Annotated in this window: 9 protein-coding genes; all 9 read right to left on the reverse strand. The window is 71.3% G+C overall.

What is annotated here, in order from left to right; all coding sequences use genetic code 11:
- Positions 1-163 precede the first annotated feature (163 nt).
- On the reverse strand, positions 164-4,012 hold the full coding sequence (locus tag ABXJ52_RS12450) for an Rne/Rng family ribonuclease (RefSeq protein ID WP_367041851.1): 3,849 nt from the start codon (positions 4,010-4,012) through the stop codon (positions 164-166).
- A gap of 245 nt (positions 4,013-4,257) precedes the next feature.
- Positions 4,258-5,061 carry a TIGR03936 family radical SAM-associated protein gene (locus tag ABXJ52_RS12455; protein ID WP_367041853.1) on the reverse strand — a complete coding sequence of 268 codons (804 nt, stop codon included), beginning with the start codon at positions 5,059-5,061 and terminating at the stop codon, positions 4,258-4,260.
- Positions 5,062-5,107: 46 nt separating this feature from the next.
- Positions 5,108-6,163 (reverse strand): hypothetical protein, encoded by a 1,056-nt coding sequence (locus ABXJ52_RS12460; RefSeq protein ID WP_367041855.1) that lies wholly within the window; start codon positions 6,161-6,163, stop codon positions 5,108-5,110.
- Between the two features lie 37 nt (positions 6,164-6,200).
- The gene (locus ABXJ52_RS12465; protein WP_367041856.1) at positions 6,201-6,725 is read right to left on the reverse strand and encodes a GNAT family N-acetyltransferase; all 525 of its coding nucleotides are present in this window, start codon (positions 6,723-6,725) and stop codon (positions 6,201-6,203) included.
- 42 nt (positions 6,726-6,767) lie between these two features.
- On the reverse strand, positions 6,768-8,690 hold the full coding sequence (locus ABXJ52_RS12470) for a TIGR03960 family B12-binding radical SAM protein (RefSeq protein WP_367041858.1): 1,923 nt from the start codon (positions 8,688-8,690) through the stop codon (positions 6,768-6,770).
- A 52-nt stretch (positions 8,691-8,742) separates the two neighbouring features.
- The gene (locus ABXJ52_RS12475; protein ID WP_367041859.1) at positions 8,743-10,353 is read right to left on the reverse strand and encodes a CYTH and CHAD domain-containing protein; all 1,611 of its coding nucleotides are present in this window, start codon (positions 10,351-10,353) and stop codon (positions 8,743-8,745) included.
- 60 nt (positions 10,354-10,413) lie between these two features.
- A complete protein-coding gene (rodA, locus tag ABXJ52_RS12480) occupies positions 10,414-11,616 on the reverse strand; it encodes a rod shape-determining protein RodA (protein WP_367041861.1) in 1,203 nt (400 codons plus the stop codon).
- Entirely contained in the window at positions 11,616-13,790 is a 2,175-nt protein-coding gene (gene mrdA, locus ABXJ52_RS12485; RefSeq protein WP_367041863.1) for a penicillin-binding protein 2, read from the reverse strand. The genes rodA and mrdA overlap by 1 nt, the downstream gene beginning before the upstream one ends.
- Complete coding sequence (mreD, locus tag ABXJ52_RS12490; protein WP_367041865.1) at positions 13,787-14,461, reverse strand: rod shape-determining protein MreD; 675 nt, start codon at positions 14,459-14,461, stop codon at positions 13,787-13,789. The genes mrdA and mreD overlap by 4 nt, the downstream gene beginning before the upstream one ends.
- Positions 14,462-14,466 lie beyond the last annotated feature (5 nt).

The following is a 14,466-nucleotide window of genomic DNA, read 5'->3' on the forward strand; positions in this document are numbered from 1 at the left end:
CACGAGCGCGACGTCTCCCCGGACGCCACGCGCGTGTGTTCTTTCACCAACCGCATGAGTTTTACAGGTACTTCACCACGTGCCAACAGACGGGCGCCCCCGGCGTGGCCACATCACCACACCGGGGGCGCCCGGTCACCTGTACGAACGGCGAAGGACCAGGTCAGCCCTCGTCGGCCGCGGCGGCCTTGACACCGGACGGTGCCTGCTCCGCAGCGGCGGTCTTCTTCGTCGTCTTCGACGCCTTCTTGGCCGTCGTCTTCTTGGCGGCCGTCTTCTTGGCCGCGGTCTTCTTGGCGGCGGCCTTCTTCGCGGGCGCCTTCTTGGCGGCGGTCTTACGCGCCGTCTTCTTGGCCGGAGCGGCTTCCTCGGCCTCGGTCTCGGCCTTGTCCGAAGCGGTCTCCGGGGCCTGAGCGGCCTTCTCCGCCGACGGGACGACCAGGACGGCCGCCTCATCGGACGCGGTCGGCGCGGTGGCCTTGCGGACCGCACGACGGCGCGGGCGGGCCGGGGCGGCGTCCGCGACCGGCTCGGCGGCGACAGGCTCGGCGACCGGCTCCGCGACGGGCTCGGCCTTCGGCGCCTCGGCCACGATCACCTCGGCGGCCTCGGGCTCGGCGCTCCCCGCGGACTTCGGCGAACCGGCGGGCGACGTCGCCTTGCGGGTCGCACGACGGCGCGTACGCCCCTTGGGGGCCGCGTCGTCCGCGGGCGCCTCGGGGGCCACCTCGACGACCGGGTCCTCGGCGGCGGCCGGAGTCTCGACCACGGGGGCCTCGACCACCGGAGCCTCGTCCTCGGCCGTGGCGGCCTTGCGGGACCTGGACCGCTTCTCCGCCTTGGGCGCGCTCTCCGCCCTGGGCGCGGTGTCCGCCTTCGGGGCGCCGGCCGGAGCCGAGGCCCGACGGGTCGCCCTGCGGCGCGAACGGCCGCCGCGGGACGCCGCGGCCTCGGCCTCGGACGCGCTGCTGTACAGCTCCTCGTCCGGGACGAAGTCGGGCTCCGGAAGCGCCACCGGGGCGGCTGCTTCCGCGGCGACCTCGGCCTCGGTCTCGGTCTCGACCTCGTCCGTGGCCTCGTGCTCGTGCGTGTGCTCCTGGCCCTGCTCCGAGCCGCCGCGGCCGCGCTTCTTGCGCTTGCCGCCGCCACCGGCGGAGGTCGGCTGCTCCATGTGCACGATCACGCCACGGCCGTTGCAGTGGACGCAGGTCTCGGAGAAGGACTCCAGGAGGCCCTGGCCGACCCGCTTACGGGTCATCTGCACGAGGCCCAGCGAGGTGACCTCGGCCACCTGGTGCTTCGTACGGTCGCGGCCCAGGCATTCGAGCAGCCTGCGCAGGACCAGGTCGCGGTTGGACTCCAGGACCATGTCGATGAAGTCGATGACGACGATGCCGCCGAGGTCACGCAGGCGCAGCTGGCGCACGATCTCCTCGGCCGCCTCGAGGTTGTTCCTCGTGACGGTCTCTTCGAGGTTGCCGCCCTGGCCGGTGAACTTTCCGGTGTTGACGTCGACGACGATCATCGCCTCGGTCTTGTCGATCACCAGCGAGCCGCCGCTGGGCAGCCAGACCTTGCGGTCGAGCGCCTTCATCAGCTGCTCGTCGATGCGGTACGTCGCGAAGACGTCGACCTCGGAGGTCCAGCGCTGCAGGCGGTCGGCCAGGTCGGGGGCGACATGGGAGACGTATCCGTGGATGGTCTCCCAGGCGTCGTCACCGCTGACGATGACCTTCGAGAAGTCCTCGTTGAAGATGTCGCGGACGACACGGACGGTCATGTCCGGCTCGCCGTACAGCAGGCCGGGCGCGCTCGTCGAGGCCGCCTTCGACTTCTTCTGGATGTCCTCCCACTGCTGCTGCAGACGCTCGACGTCACGGCGCAGCTCGTCCTCGCTCGCGCCCTCGGCGGCGGTGCGCACGATGACGCCCGCGTCCTCGGGGACGATCTTCTTGAGGATGGTCTTCAGACGCGCGCGCTCGGTGTCGGGCAGCTTGCGGCTGATGCCGGTCATCGAGCCCTCGGGCACGTAGACCAGGTAGCGGCCGGGCAGCGAGACCTGGCTGGTGAGGCGGGCGCCCTTGTGGCCGATCGGGTCCTTCGTGACCTGCACGAGGACCGACTGGCCCGACTTGAGGGCGGACTCGATGCGGCGGGGGCCGTTGGCCATCCCGAGCGCCTCGAAGTTGACCTCGCCGGCGTACAGGACCGCGTTGCGGCCCTTGCCGATGTCGATGAAGGCGGCCTCCATGGACGGCAGCACGTTCTGGACCTTGCCCAGGTAGACGTTGCCGACGTAACTGGTGGCCTGCTCCTTGTTGACGTAGTGCTCGACGAGCACGTTGTCCTCGAGGACGCCGATCTGGGTGCGCTCGCCGTTCTGGCGGACGACCATCACGCGCTCGACGGCCTCGCGGCGGGCCAGGAACTCGGCCTCGGTGATGATCGGGACGCGACGGCGGCCCTGCTCACGGCCTTCGCGGCGGCGCTGCTTCTTGGCTTCGAGGCGGGTCGAGCCCTTGATGGACGTGACCTCGTCGACGCCGGTGCCGAGCTCGCGCTCCTCCTTCTTACGCGGCTCACGGACCTTGACGACCGTACGCTCCGGGTCGCCGTCCGACGCGCTCTCCGCCTCACCGGAGTCACCGGCGCGGCGACGGCGGCGACGGCGACGGCGGCTGCTGCTGGAGCCGGAACCCGAGCCGTTGTCGTCGGAGTCGTCGTCGGACTCCTCGGCGGCGGCCGGCTCGGTGTCCTGCTCGGCGGCGTCCGTGTCGGAGTCCGCTTCGGCGTCCGCGTCCTGCTCGCCGGAGTCGTCGGCGGACTCACCGCGGCGGCGGCGACGGCCACCACGACGGCGACGGCGGCCGTGCCGCTCGCCGGAGTCGTCGGACTCGTCGTTGTCGGTGTCACTGTCCGCGGCGGTGTCCTCGGCCTCTTCGGGCTCGGCGGGCTCCTCCACAGCCTGGGGAGCGGCCTTCGCGGGCTGCTCGGCGGCGGGCTGCTCGTCGGAGGCGCGGCCTCGGCGACGGCGACGGCGCGGAGCCGTCTCCTCCTCCGCCACGGGGGCGGCGGCCACGGGCTCGGCCTCGACCTCTTCGGCGGGCTCGTCGGCCGCTTCGGCGGCGGCAGCGGCGGCAGCGCTCTCGGGGGTCTGGAACATCGGCGCGGCGAACACCGGCGCCTGGAAGACGGCGACGGCCGGCCGCGGCTTCCTTCCGGAACCCTCCTCGCCGTCACCGGCACGCGCCTTGCGGGCACGGGCAGGGGCGGGCGCCGAGAATCCGGCGGCGGCCTTGCGGGTGGCACGGCGGGGACGGCGGCCACTGGGCGCGTCCTCTTCGGCGGCCTCCGGCTCGGGGGCCTGCTTGGCCTCGGCGGGCGCGGCGTCGGCCGTCGGCTCGGCGGGGGCCTGCTCGGCAGCCTGCGTCTGGGCGGCGGGCGCGGACGAGCCACGGGTCGCGCGGCGGCGGCCACGGCGCGGGGCGGCGTCGCCGGCCTCCGGCTGGGCCTCGGGCGCGACCTCGGCGGCGGGCTCCTCGACGGCGGGCTCGGCGGCCACCGGCGTCTCGGCGGGCGTCTGGGCACCCTGCGGCGCACCGGCGGGAGCCGAGGCGCGGCGGGTGGCACGGCGACGGCGCGGGGCGGGAGCGGACTCCTCGGGCTCGGCATCGGCCGCGGCAGCGGCGGGCTCGGCGGCCGGAGTCTCGGCGGGCGTCTCGGCACCCTGCGGCGCACCGGCGGGAGCCGAGGCACGGCGGGTGGCACGGCGGCGCGGGCGCGGGGCGGGGGCTGCTTCCTCGGCCGCTGCGGGCTCCGGAGTCACGGCCTTGGCGGGCTCCTCGGCGGCGGGGGTGGCCGGTATGGCCGGAGCTGTGCTCTCGGCGCCCTCCGTGGCTCCCACGGGCGGACCCGCGGGCCGCGACGCCGCACGGCGCCTGCGGCGCGGCGGCAGGGTGTCGCTGGGGCTGTTGTTGTCCGAGCCCTCAGTGGGTTCGTTCGGCTCATGCATGCGGGCGGTTCTCCCGTCACGCTCCCGGGCGCCGCGCCTGGTCCGGTGATGTCCGCGGCCCTCGCTCACCTACGCGGGGCCGCCATCCGGGGGCGTGGGCGCCGCACGGGAGCTCTATGTGTCTGTCTCGCCGGTTCCGTACGCCCAAATGCGGACGGCCTGGCGAAAGTCTCGGTCAGTGCGCTGCCCGACCCAGGTGGCTCCCGAGTACCAGGGCGGCGCTTCTGTTCTGCCGACGGGCCTCCCTACACGGGACCTTCCGTCGCCGGCACCTTCGCGGCGGCTGCGTCGGCCCCGTCGTGCTCAAGTGGGGTCGTGGCTGCCTCGCGGTCGGGCGCGAGCGGGTCGGTCACCGTGCCGGTCTCGTCGTCAAGAAGCCCCTGCGCCAGCCTGGTCACCGCTGCGGGGACCGGCGGCGCCAGGTCGGCCACAGCTCGGAGACCGGACAGGACGTCGTCGGGTCGTACGGCAGGTGTCACGTGCCGAACAACCAGCCGCAGTATCGCACAGGGCTGGTCGGTCGGCCTATCAGCGTCGGGACCGAGCGCCTCGTCGGCGGCGAGCGCCTCAAGGCTCACGACGGCCTCGCGGGCGTCGAAGGTCCGCATGCCGTTCTTCGCACGGCGCTGGACCTCGACGCTCGTAGCGGCCCGGAAGGCCTCGGCGGCACGCTCCGCGTCCGCGGGCTCGACGCCGGTCAGGCGCAGCTCCCAGACGGACGCGGTGAGCCGGTCGGCGAGGCCCGAGGTGCGGGACTCGACGGCGTCGATGATGTCGAGGCCGCTGGGCATCGACTCGTCGAGCAGCTCGCGCAGCTTGTCGGGGTCACGCGGCTCGGTGAGCGCGATCTCCAGGTACTCGGCCTCGCTGCCGGTGCCGGTGGGTGCGGCATTGGCGTACGACACCTTCGGGTGCGGGGTGAACCCCGCCGAGTACGCCATGGGCACCTCGGCGCGGCGCAGCGCCCGCTCGAAGGCGCGCTGGAAGTCACGGTGGCTGGTGAACCGGAGGCGGCCGCGCTTGGTGTAGCGCAGGCGGATGCGCTGCACCGCGGGAGCGGGCGGCGGGCCTTCGGGCTGTCGCTTGCCCAGTGTTCTAGTCCTTCGTGAGTGCGGTCGTACTGCTACCTAGAGTACGTGTCCCGGGCGTGTCCGGTTCCCGCCGGGCCACCGGCACCGGCGCGGGCTCCATCGGGACGGCCCCCACCGGGACCCGCTCCTTCGGCGCCCCGAACAGCATGCGCCGTACGTCGGCGCGGGCCTCGCGCATGCTGCGGCGGGCGGCGGCGACGGCCTGCCGGGTGGCGCGGCCCGCGCCCCTCACCGCCTTGGCCGTGGGCCGCCAGATGCCGTCGCGTACCGCATACCCCACGGGAGTGAGGACCGCGCGGTACACCCAGCGCGCCGGGTCGACGAAGAGCCACCGCAGGAGCCTGCCGAGGAAGCGGCCCACGGCGAGCGAGACGTACCCGGCGACACGCCAGGCGTGTCCGAACGCGGCGCCGATCTCGCGCGCGACGACCGCGATACCCCGCCCGATGGGCGCGAGCACCCAGCGCCACAGGGCGACGGCGGGTACGACGAAGATCCAGCGCCCCAGGGCGCCGAGCACCGTCCCGATGCCCCGCAGCAGCCACCCGACGCCGGCCCCGATCCCGCGGACGCTCCAGTCGATGCCCGCCCACAATCCCTTGGCCAGCCAGGCGAGTCCGTGCCCGATAGGCGTCAGCACGGATGCGTACAGCCACATGGCGGGAATCACGAACAGCACCCGCCCGAGCCACCCGAGCGCCTTACCGACCGGCACCACCACGTACCGCCACAGACCCACCCACGGCCACACGAACACGGCCTTGAGCAGCCACACCGTGGCCTGGGCGACGCCGAGCGCGACCGGCGTGATGACGTGCTCCATCAGCCAGGCCAGCGGCGTCACGATCAGCGTCCGCCCCAGCCACGCCAGAGCGCGCCCCACCGGCCGCAGGCCCCTGAAGTACAGGAAGCGGCCGCACACGGCGAGGGCGTCCCACACCAGGCGCACCGGCACGACGAGTACGAGCACCACGATCCGCACCGGGATGCGGATCGCGACGGCGAGGCAGCCATCGGCTTGCGGTTGTGGTGCGGTGAGCGGCCGCTTTTCCAGGTCCATGCCGTCCTAGACGCGTCAGTTGTGGGTGCTGGTTCGGTCAGGCGCCGGTCGGGATCCAGTACCGCAGCTTTCCGCCGCGTTCGTCCTCGAAGGCGCCGCCCGCGCCCTCGATCACCTTGCGCGAACCGGTGTTGTCGGTGTCGCAGGTGACCAGGACCGATGGGATGTCAAGCGCGCGTGCGTACGGCAGTGCGCCGATCAGCATCGCCGTGGCGTGGCCGCGGCGGCGGGCGGTGGGCCGTACGTCGTAGCCGATGTGGCCGCCGTACTCGCGCAGGAAGCGCGTGTTGACGTTGTGCCGGATGGCGAGGCGGCCGAAGTAGTCGGCCCCCTGCGCGTACCAGAGGGTCGTCACGGGGACGGCGAGCGGCTCGGCGGGGTGCGTGGCCGCGCGGACCTCGGTCACGTAGCGCTCGAAGACCACCGGGTCGTGCCACTTGTCGCCGTAGTCGCGCAAGGTGCGGCCGAGCGTCGTGTCGTCGTCATCGCCGCCGCGCCCCTCGGCGCGGAACTCCTCCATCGCGGCGATGAAGGAGAGATGCACGAGGCCGGTGGGCGGCACGAGTCGGGGACCCGCTCCGGCCACCGGCCCCGGCCGCGCCATCTACTTCACGACCGACAGCGGGAGGAGCTTCTTGCCGGTCGGGCCGATCTGGATCTCGGTCTGCATCTGCGGGCAGACGCCGCAGTCGAAGCACGGGGTCCAGCGGCAGTCCTCGACCTCGGTCTCGTCGAGCGAGTCCTGCCAGTCGTCCCAGAGCCAGTCCTTGTCGAGACCGGAGTCCAGGTGGTCCCAGGGCAGGACCTCCTCGTACGTGCGCTCACGCGTGGTGTACCAGTCGACGTCCACGCCGAACTCGGGCAGCGTCTTCTCGGCACAGGCCATCCAGCGGTCGTAGCTGAAGTGCTCGCGCCAGCCGTCGAAGCGGCCGCCGTCCTCGTACACCGCGCGGATGACCGAACCGATACGGCGGTCGCCGCGCGAGAGCAGGCCCTCGACGATGCCGGGCTTGCCGTCGTGGTAGCGGAAGCCGATCGAGCGGCCGTACTTCTTGTCGCCGCGGATCTTGTCGCGCAGCTTCGCGAGGCGGGCGTCCGTCTCCTCGGCCGACAGCTGCGGGGCCCACTGGAAGGGCGTGTGCGGCTTGGGCACGAAGCCGCCGATGGAGACAGTGCAGCGGATGTCGTTGCCCGCGACCTCGCGGCCCTTGGCGATGACGTTCGCCGCCATGTCCGCGATCTGCAGGACGTCCTCGTCGGTCTCGGTGGGCAGGCCGAGCATGAAGTACAGCTTGACCTGACGCCAGCCGTTGCCGTACGCGGTCGCGACGGTGCGGATCAGGTCCTCTTCGGAGACCATCTTGTTGATGACCTTCCGCATCCGCTCGCTGCCGCCCTCGGGGGCGAAGGTGAGGCCTGAACGGCGGCCGTTCCTCGTCAGCTCGTTCGCCAGGTCGATGTTGAAGGCGTCGACGCGGGTCGAGGGCAGCGAGAGGCCGATCTTGTCTTCCTCGTACCGGTCCGCGAGGCCCTTGGCGACATCCGCGATCTCCGTGTGGTCCGCGGAGGACAGGGACAGCAGGCCGACCTCTTCGAAGCCGGTCGCCTTGAGGCCCTTCTCCACCATGTCGCCGATGCCGGTGATGCTTCGCTCCCGCACGGGGCGCGTGATCATGCCGGCCTGGCAGAAGCGGCAGCCGCGGGTGCAGCCGCGGAAGATCTCCACGGACATGCGCTCGTGGACGGTCTCCGCGAGCGGCACGAGGGGCTGCTTGGGGTAGGGCCACTCGTCCAGGTCCATGACGGTGTGCTTGGACACGCGCCACGGGACACCGGACTTGTTCGGTACGACGCGGCCGATCCGCCCGTCCGGGAGGTACTCGACGTCGTAGAACCCGGGGACGTAGACGGAGCCGGTCCGCGCGAGGCGGAACAGGACTTCCTCGCGGCCGCCGGGGCGGCCCTCGGCCTTCCACTCGCGGATGATCGCGGTCATGTCGAGCACGGCCTGCTCGCCGTCGCCGATGACCGCGCAGTCGATGAACTCCGCGATCGGCTCGGGGTTGAAGGCCGCGTGGCCTCCGGCGAGGACGATGGGGTGGTCGACCGTGCGGTCCTTGGCCGACAGCGGGATGCCCGCCAGGTCCAGGGCCGTGAGCATGTTCGTGTACCCGAGCTCCGTGGAGAAGCTGAGCCCGAAGACGTCGAACGCGCTGACCGGGCGGTGGCTGTCCACGGTGAACTGCGGGACCTTGTGCTCCCGCATCAGCTCTTCGAGGTCCGGCCAGACGCTGTACGTGCGCTCGGCGAGGACGCCCTCGCGCTCGTTCAGTACCTCGTAGAGGATCATGACGCCCTGGTTGGGCAGCCCCACCTCGTAGGCGTCCGGGTACATGAGCGCCCAGCGGACGTCACATTCGTCCCAGTCCTTGACGGTGGAGTTGAGCTCTCCGCCGACGTACTGGATGGGCTTCTGGACGTGCGGGAGAAGCGCTTCCAGGCGTGGGAAGACGGACTCGACAGGCATCTCGGCGTCTCTCATGAGCTGGCAGGGGTGACCATCCAGCGTACCCCGCCACTCAGCCACCCAATGACGACCTCAGTTTCGGCCGGGACGCCCGGTGCCATACCGCCGGCAGCTCGTGCTCGCGCTCGGCGGCCCTGGCCTCCTCCTGGCCGTACAGAAGACCCCAGGTGAAGGCGGTCTCGCCCGCCGCGTGGGCCTGGATCGCGAGGTTCCGCAGGGCCTCGCGCGCGACCACGCTGTCCTGGTGATCGCCGAGCACCTTCTGGACGGCCTTCATCCGCTTCGCGAACCGCTTGGCGGGCTTGCCGAGCGCGGGCTTCGCCGCCTCACCCGCGTACCGGGCGCGCTTGGCGGCCTTGCGGGCGCGGTGCATCGCCACGTCACGCTCCTCCCCCGGAGCGAGCGCGAGGGCGTGTTCGATGCGGGCCTCCAGGCGGGCGAAGTCCTTACGGGCGGCCTTGGGCAGCGCCTTGCCGGGAGCCGCGGTGGCGGCCTTGCGCAGCGGCGGGTCGGCGAGCAGCGCGTCCACGGAGTCGAGGAGCTGCACGTACCGGCTGCTTTCGAGCGCGGCGACGGTCCTGCTCCGGGCGTCGACGGAGCCGGCGACGTTCCAGATGCTCAGGCGGGCCCGCACGGGGCCCAGGAGCAGCGTCCCCGGCACGGCGTCGATGCGGCCGGTGAGCCGCTCGGCCAGGACCTCCTGGTCGCGGTCGACGCCGAGTTCCCCCGCGAGCCACTTCAGTTCGTCGCCGATCGGGTCGGTGACGGAGCGGTCGAGCAGCTTCCGGTACGAGCGGAACGCGCTGCGCATGCGCCGCGTGGCGACCCGCATCTGGTGCACGGAGTCCGGCAGGTCGCGGCGGACGTCGGGGTCGAGGGCGACGAGGGCGTCGCGCTGGGTGCGGATGTAGGCGAGGACGTGGTCGGCAGCGGTGACGGGGTCAGGTTGCACGGCGGAGTCCTTCGGCTGGATGACGGTGTACCGCTCACCCTTCTGCCCCTTCTTGCCCTTGGCAGGCTTCAATGTGCCCTCCGCGACCAGCTGCCTGGCCGCGCTCAGTGCCGTCCCCGCTTGGGCCTTGGCCAGTTTCGACGCGGCCGCCGACCGCTCGACGCCGAGCTTCTTGAGCTTCTTCTCGATCGCGTCGAGCAGCGCGGGGTCCACGTCGTCCGCGAGCTCCACCTCGATCTCGGCCCACTCGGCGGTGCCGCCGCCCTCCGTGAGCCGTTCGGCCCTGACCCGGTCGATGCTCAGCTCGGCCAGGAGCGCGCCCTTGCCGTCGAGGAGGTGGCGCAGGTCCCGCGCGGTCAACAGCCGCATGACGGGTACGAGTTCGGCGCCGCGCACCCGGGAGCGCACCAGCGCGGACAGCTCGGAAGGCACCGAGTCCGCCAGGGGTGCCTGGATCTCGTCCCGCGCGCCTTCTATGCGGGACACCGGCAGTTTCAGGTGCCAGCCCTCGTCGTCGCCGCCCGTGCGGCGGCGGAGCGTGATCGAGTCCGAGAGCAGGAGGTGGTCGGTCGTGTCGTGATAGACGGCGTCCAGTTCGACTACACCTTGGTCGACGACCTTCGCCACTGAGGCGACACCGGTCAGGTCAGGCAGCTCTGCGGCCGCTTCGACGTCGTACTTCCGCTCGATTTCCCGCTTTGTCTCCGCCATGAACCGAATCTAGACGGGATCCGGGGCGCTGGGCAGTCCCCCAGCCGCCCCGGAGCCGGGCTAGGCCGACATCGGCCGCTGCACCTTGATCGACTGGAGCAGCCCGACGGCCACCCAGACCGCGAACATCGATGACCCTCCGTACGAGACGAAGGGCAGCGGCAGACCGGCCACCGGCATGATGCCGAGCGTCATCCCGATGTTCTCGAAGGACTGGAAGGCGAACCAGGCGATGATCCCGGCGGCGACGATCGTGCCGTACAGCTCGGTCGTCTCGCGCGCGATGCGGCAGGCGCGCCAGAGGAAGACGCCGAGCAGGACGAGGATGAGTCCCGCGCCCGCGAAGCCGAGTTCCTCGCCCGCGACGGTGAACACGAAGTCCGTCTGCTGCTCGGGCACGAACTGTCCGGTGGTCTGCGAGCCCTTGAAGAGGCCGGTGCCCGTCAGGCCGCCGGAGCCGATCGCGATGCGCGCCTGGTTGGTGTTGTAGCCGACGCCCGCCGGGTCGAGCGCGGGGTTGGCGAAGGCCGCGAAGCGGGCGATCTGGTAGTCGTCCAGGACGCCGAGCTGCCAGACGGCGATCGCGCCGGCGGCGCCCGTGCCGAGGAGTCCGAAGACCCAGCGGTTGGAGGCGCCCGACGCGAGCAGCACGCCGAGCACGATCATCGCCATCACCATGACCGACCCGAGGTCGGGCATGAGGAGCACGATCACTATCGGTACGGCGGCCAGGCCGAGGGCCTGCACGACCGTGCGGTGGTCGGGGTGGTCGCGGTCGCCCGCGTCCACCCGGGCCGCGAGCAGCATCGCCATGCCCAGGATGATCGTGATCTTCACGAACTCGGAGGGCTGCAGCGAGAAGCCGCCGCCGAGGACGATCCAGGCGTGCGCGCCGTTGATCGTCGCACCGAGCGGGGTGAGGACGAGCAGGACGAGCAGGACGGAGATGCCGTAGAGGATCGGCACGGCCGTCCGCAGCGTCCGGTGGCCGAGCCACACCGTGCCCGCCATCAGGGCGATGCCGATGCCGGTGTTCAGGAGGTGCTTGAGCAGGAAGGAGTACGGGTCGTCGCCGACCAGCTCGGTGCGGTTGCGCGTCGCGGAGTAGACGAGCGCGGAGCCGATCGCGGAGAGCGCGATCGCCGAGAGCAGTATCGGCCAGTCCATCCTGCGCACCAGCGAGTCGCGGGCGAACAGGCGGGCCGAGAGCGAGGAGCGCTCGGGCCCGTAACCGGAGACGGAGAAGCCATTGTTGCCGGCCACTAGTCGCGCCTCCCGTTCGCGGGCGCGCCCGCCAGTTCCTGCGGCGCCTCGGACGGCTTGGGGGCCTCCGGCTTGTACGGCTTGATCTTCGGGGACTTGATCGAACCGTCGGTCTCGATCTTCGGCAGGTCCTTCTGCGGCTCGGGGAGCAGGGCCTTCTTGGGGTCCTGCTTGCCCTCGTCGTCGAGGCCGTAGATGCCGTCGTAGATCTTGCGGACGGCGGGGCCCGAAGCGCCGGAACCCGTACCACCCTGGGAGATCGTCATCACGATCGAGTAGTCCTTGGTGTACGTCGCGAACCACGAGGTGGTCTGCTTGCCGTGGACCTCCGCCGTACCCGTCTTGGCGTGCATCGGGATCTTGTCCTGCGGCCAGCCCTGGAACCGCCAGGCCGCCGTTCCCTTGGTCGCCACGTCGGCGAGCGCACCGTCTATGTCCTTGCGCGTCTCCTCGCTCATGGGCAGCTTGCCGTGCGACTTCGGCTTGATCTCCTGGACCTGCTTGCCGTCGGCGCTGACGATCGCCTTGCCGACGGTGGGGTTGTACAGGGTGCCGCCGTTGGCGATGGCGGAGTAGATCGAGGCCATCTGTATCGGCGTGACGAGGGTGTCGCCCTGTCCGATGGAGTAGTTGACGGAGTCACCGGCGCGCATCTTCATGCCTTCGAGGCAGTTCTCGTACGCGATCTTCTCGACGTAGTCCCCGCCCTTCTTGCCCTGCTTGCACCAGCCGTCCTTGTTGGCCTTCCAGTAGTCCTTCTTCCACTGGCGGTCCGGGACGCGTCCGGTGACCTCGTTCGGCAGGTCGATGCCGGTCTCCTTGCCGAGGCCGAACTGGTGGGCGGTCTTGTAGAACCAGTCCTTGGCGTCCTTCTTCGGCTTGTTGCCGCCGTCCTTGGCCCACTGGTCGTGCGAGAGCTTGTAGAAGACGGTGTCGCAGGAGACCTCCAGGGCCTGGCCGAGGGTGATGCTGCCGTGGCCCTGCGACTCGAAGTTCTTGAAGACCTGGCCCCCGATGGAGTACGAGCTGGGGCAGGGGTAGCTGCCGTTGAAGTCGTAGCCCGCGTTGACCGCCGCCGTGGTCGGGATGACCTTGAAGATGGAGCCGGGGGCCGCCTGGCCCTGGATGGCGCGGTTCAGGAGCGGGTAGTTGGACTTCTTGCCGGTGAGCTGCGCGTAGTCCTTGCCGGAGATGCCGCCGACCCAGGCGTTCGGGTCGTAGGTCGGGTTGGACGCCATCGAGACGATGCGGCCGGTCTTGTTCTCCATGACGACGACGGCGCCCGCGTCGGCCTTGTAGTTCTCGTTGGTGTTCTTGTCGAACTCCTGGCGGGCCTTCTTCATCGCGTCGTTCAGCCAGTACTCGGACAGGGCCTGTACGCGCGCGTCGATGCTGGTGACGACGTTCGCGCCGGGCTGGGCCGGGTCGTCCTTGGCCTTGCCGATGACGCGGCCGAGGTTGTCGACCTCGTAGCGGGTGACGCCCGCCTTGCCGCGCAGCTGCGCGTCGTAGGTCCGCTCGAGACCGGAGCGGCCGACCTGGTCGGAGCGCAGGAACGGCGAGTTGGTGTGCTCGGCCTTCTTGATCTCCTCGTCGGTGACGGGCGAGAGATAGCCGAGCACCTGGGCGGTGTTGGACTTGCCGGGCGCGGCATAGCGGCGGACGGCGGTGGGCTCGGCGGTGATGCCGGGGAAGTCCTCGGCGCGCTCACGGATCTGGAGCGCCTGCTTGGGCGAGGCCTCGTCCGTGATCGGGATCGGCTGGTAGGGCGAGCCGTTCCAGCAGGGCTGCGGGGTCTTGGAGTCGCAGAGGCGGACCTTGTCGGAGACTTCCTTGGGCGTCATGCCGAGGACGTCGGCGAGCTTGGCGAGGGCCGCCTTGCCGTCGTCCTTCATCTTCATCAGGTCCGTGCGGGACGCGGAGACGACCAGGCGGGTCTCGTTGTCGGCGATCGGCACGCCGCGGGCGTCGAGGATCGAGCCGCGTACGGCCGGGTCGACGACCTGCTGGACGTGGTTGCCGGAGGCCTCCTCGGCGTACTCCTCGCCGTTGCGGATCTGGAGGTACCAGAGGCGGCCGCCGAGGGTCAGGAGGAGGGAGAGGACGAGGATCTGGATGACGATGAGACGGATCTGGACCCGCGGGGTCCGGCCGGTCTCGGGAATGTTGGTCACAGGCGCTTGACCCCCTTGATGCGTCCGGCGCGCGCGACGCGGGCCTTGGCCGCCTTCATCCGCAGGCCGCCGCGCTGGTTGCCGATGCGCAGGCCGGTGCCGGACGAGAGCCAGCCGGAGGCGACGTCCGTGGCGGCCTTGTTGGCGGGTGAGGTCTCCCCCAGGGGGTCGTTCTCGGCTCTGCGGGCGAGCGCGATGATCAGGGGCACCGTGAACGGCGCGAGCAGCAGGTCGTACAGGGCGGCCGTGAAGAGGAGCTTGACCATGCCCACGTGTCGGGCCGCGGTGTCGCCGACGAGGGCGCCCACGCCCGCGTAGAGCAGGGTCGATCCGATGGCCGCCCCCACGACCACGACGAGCGGCGCGGTGGCCGACCTGAGCCGCCCGGTATCCGGCTTGGCCAGGCCCGCGAGGTAGCCGACGACGCACAGGACCAGGGCGTAGCGCCCGGCCGCGTGGTCGGCCGGCGGTGCCAGGTCCGCGAGGAGTCCGGCGCCGAAGCCGATGAGGGCGCCGCCCACATGGCCGTAGACCAGGGCGAGGCCGAGCACCGTGAGCAGCACCAGGTCGGGGACCGCGCCCGGCAGTTGCAGCCGGGCGAGGACGCTGACCTGGATGACCAGGGCGACGACGATGAGGGTGGTGGAGAGCAGGATTCGGTTGAAGCGCATGGGTC

The sequence above is a fragment of the Streptomyces sp. Je 1-332 genome (assembly GCF_040730185.1).
Classification (GTDB): domain Bacteria; phylum Actinomycetota; class Actinomycetes; order Streptomycetales; family Streptomycetaceae; genus Streptomyces.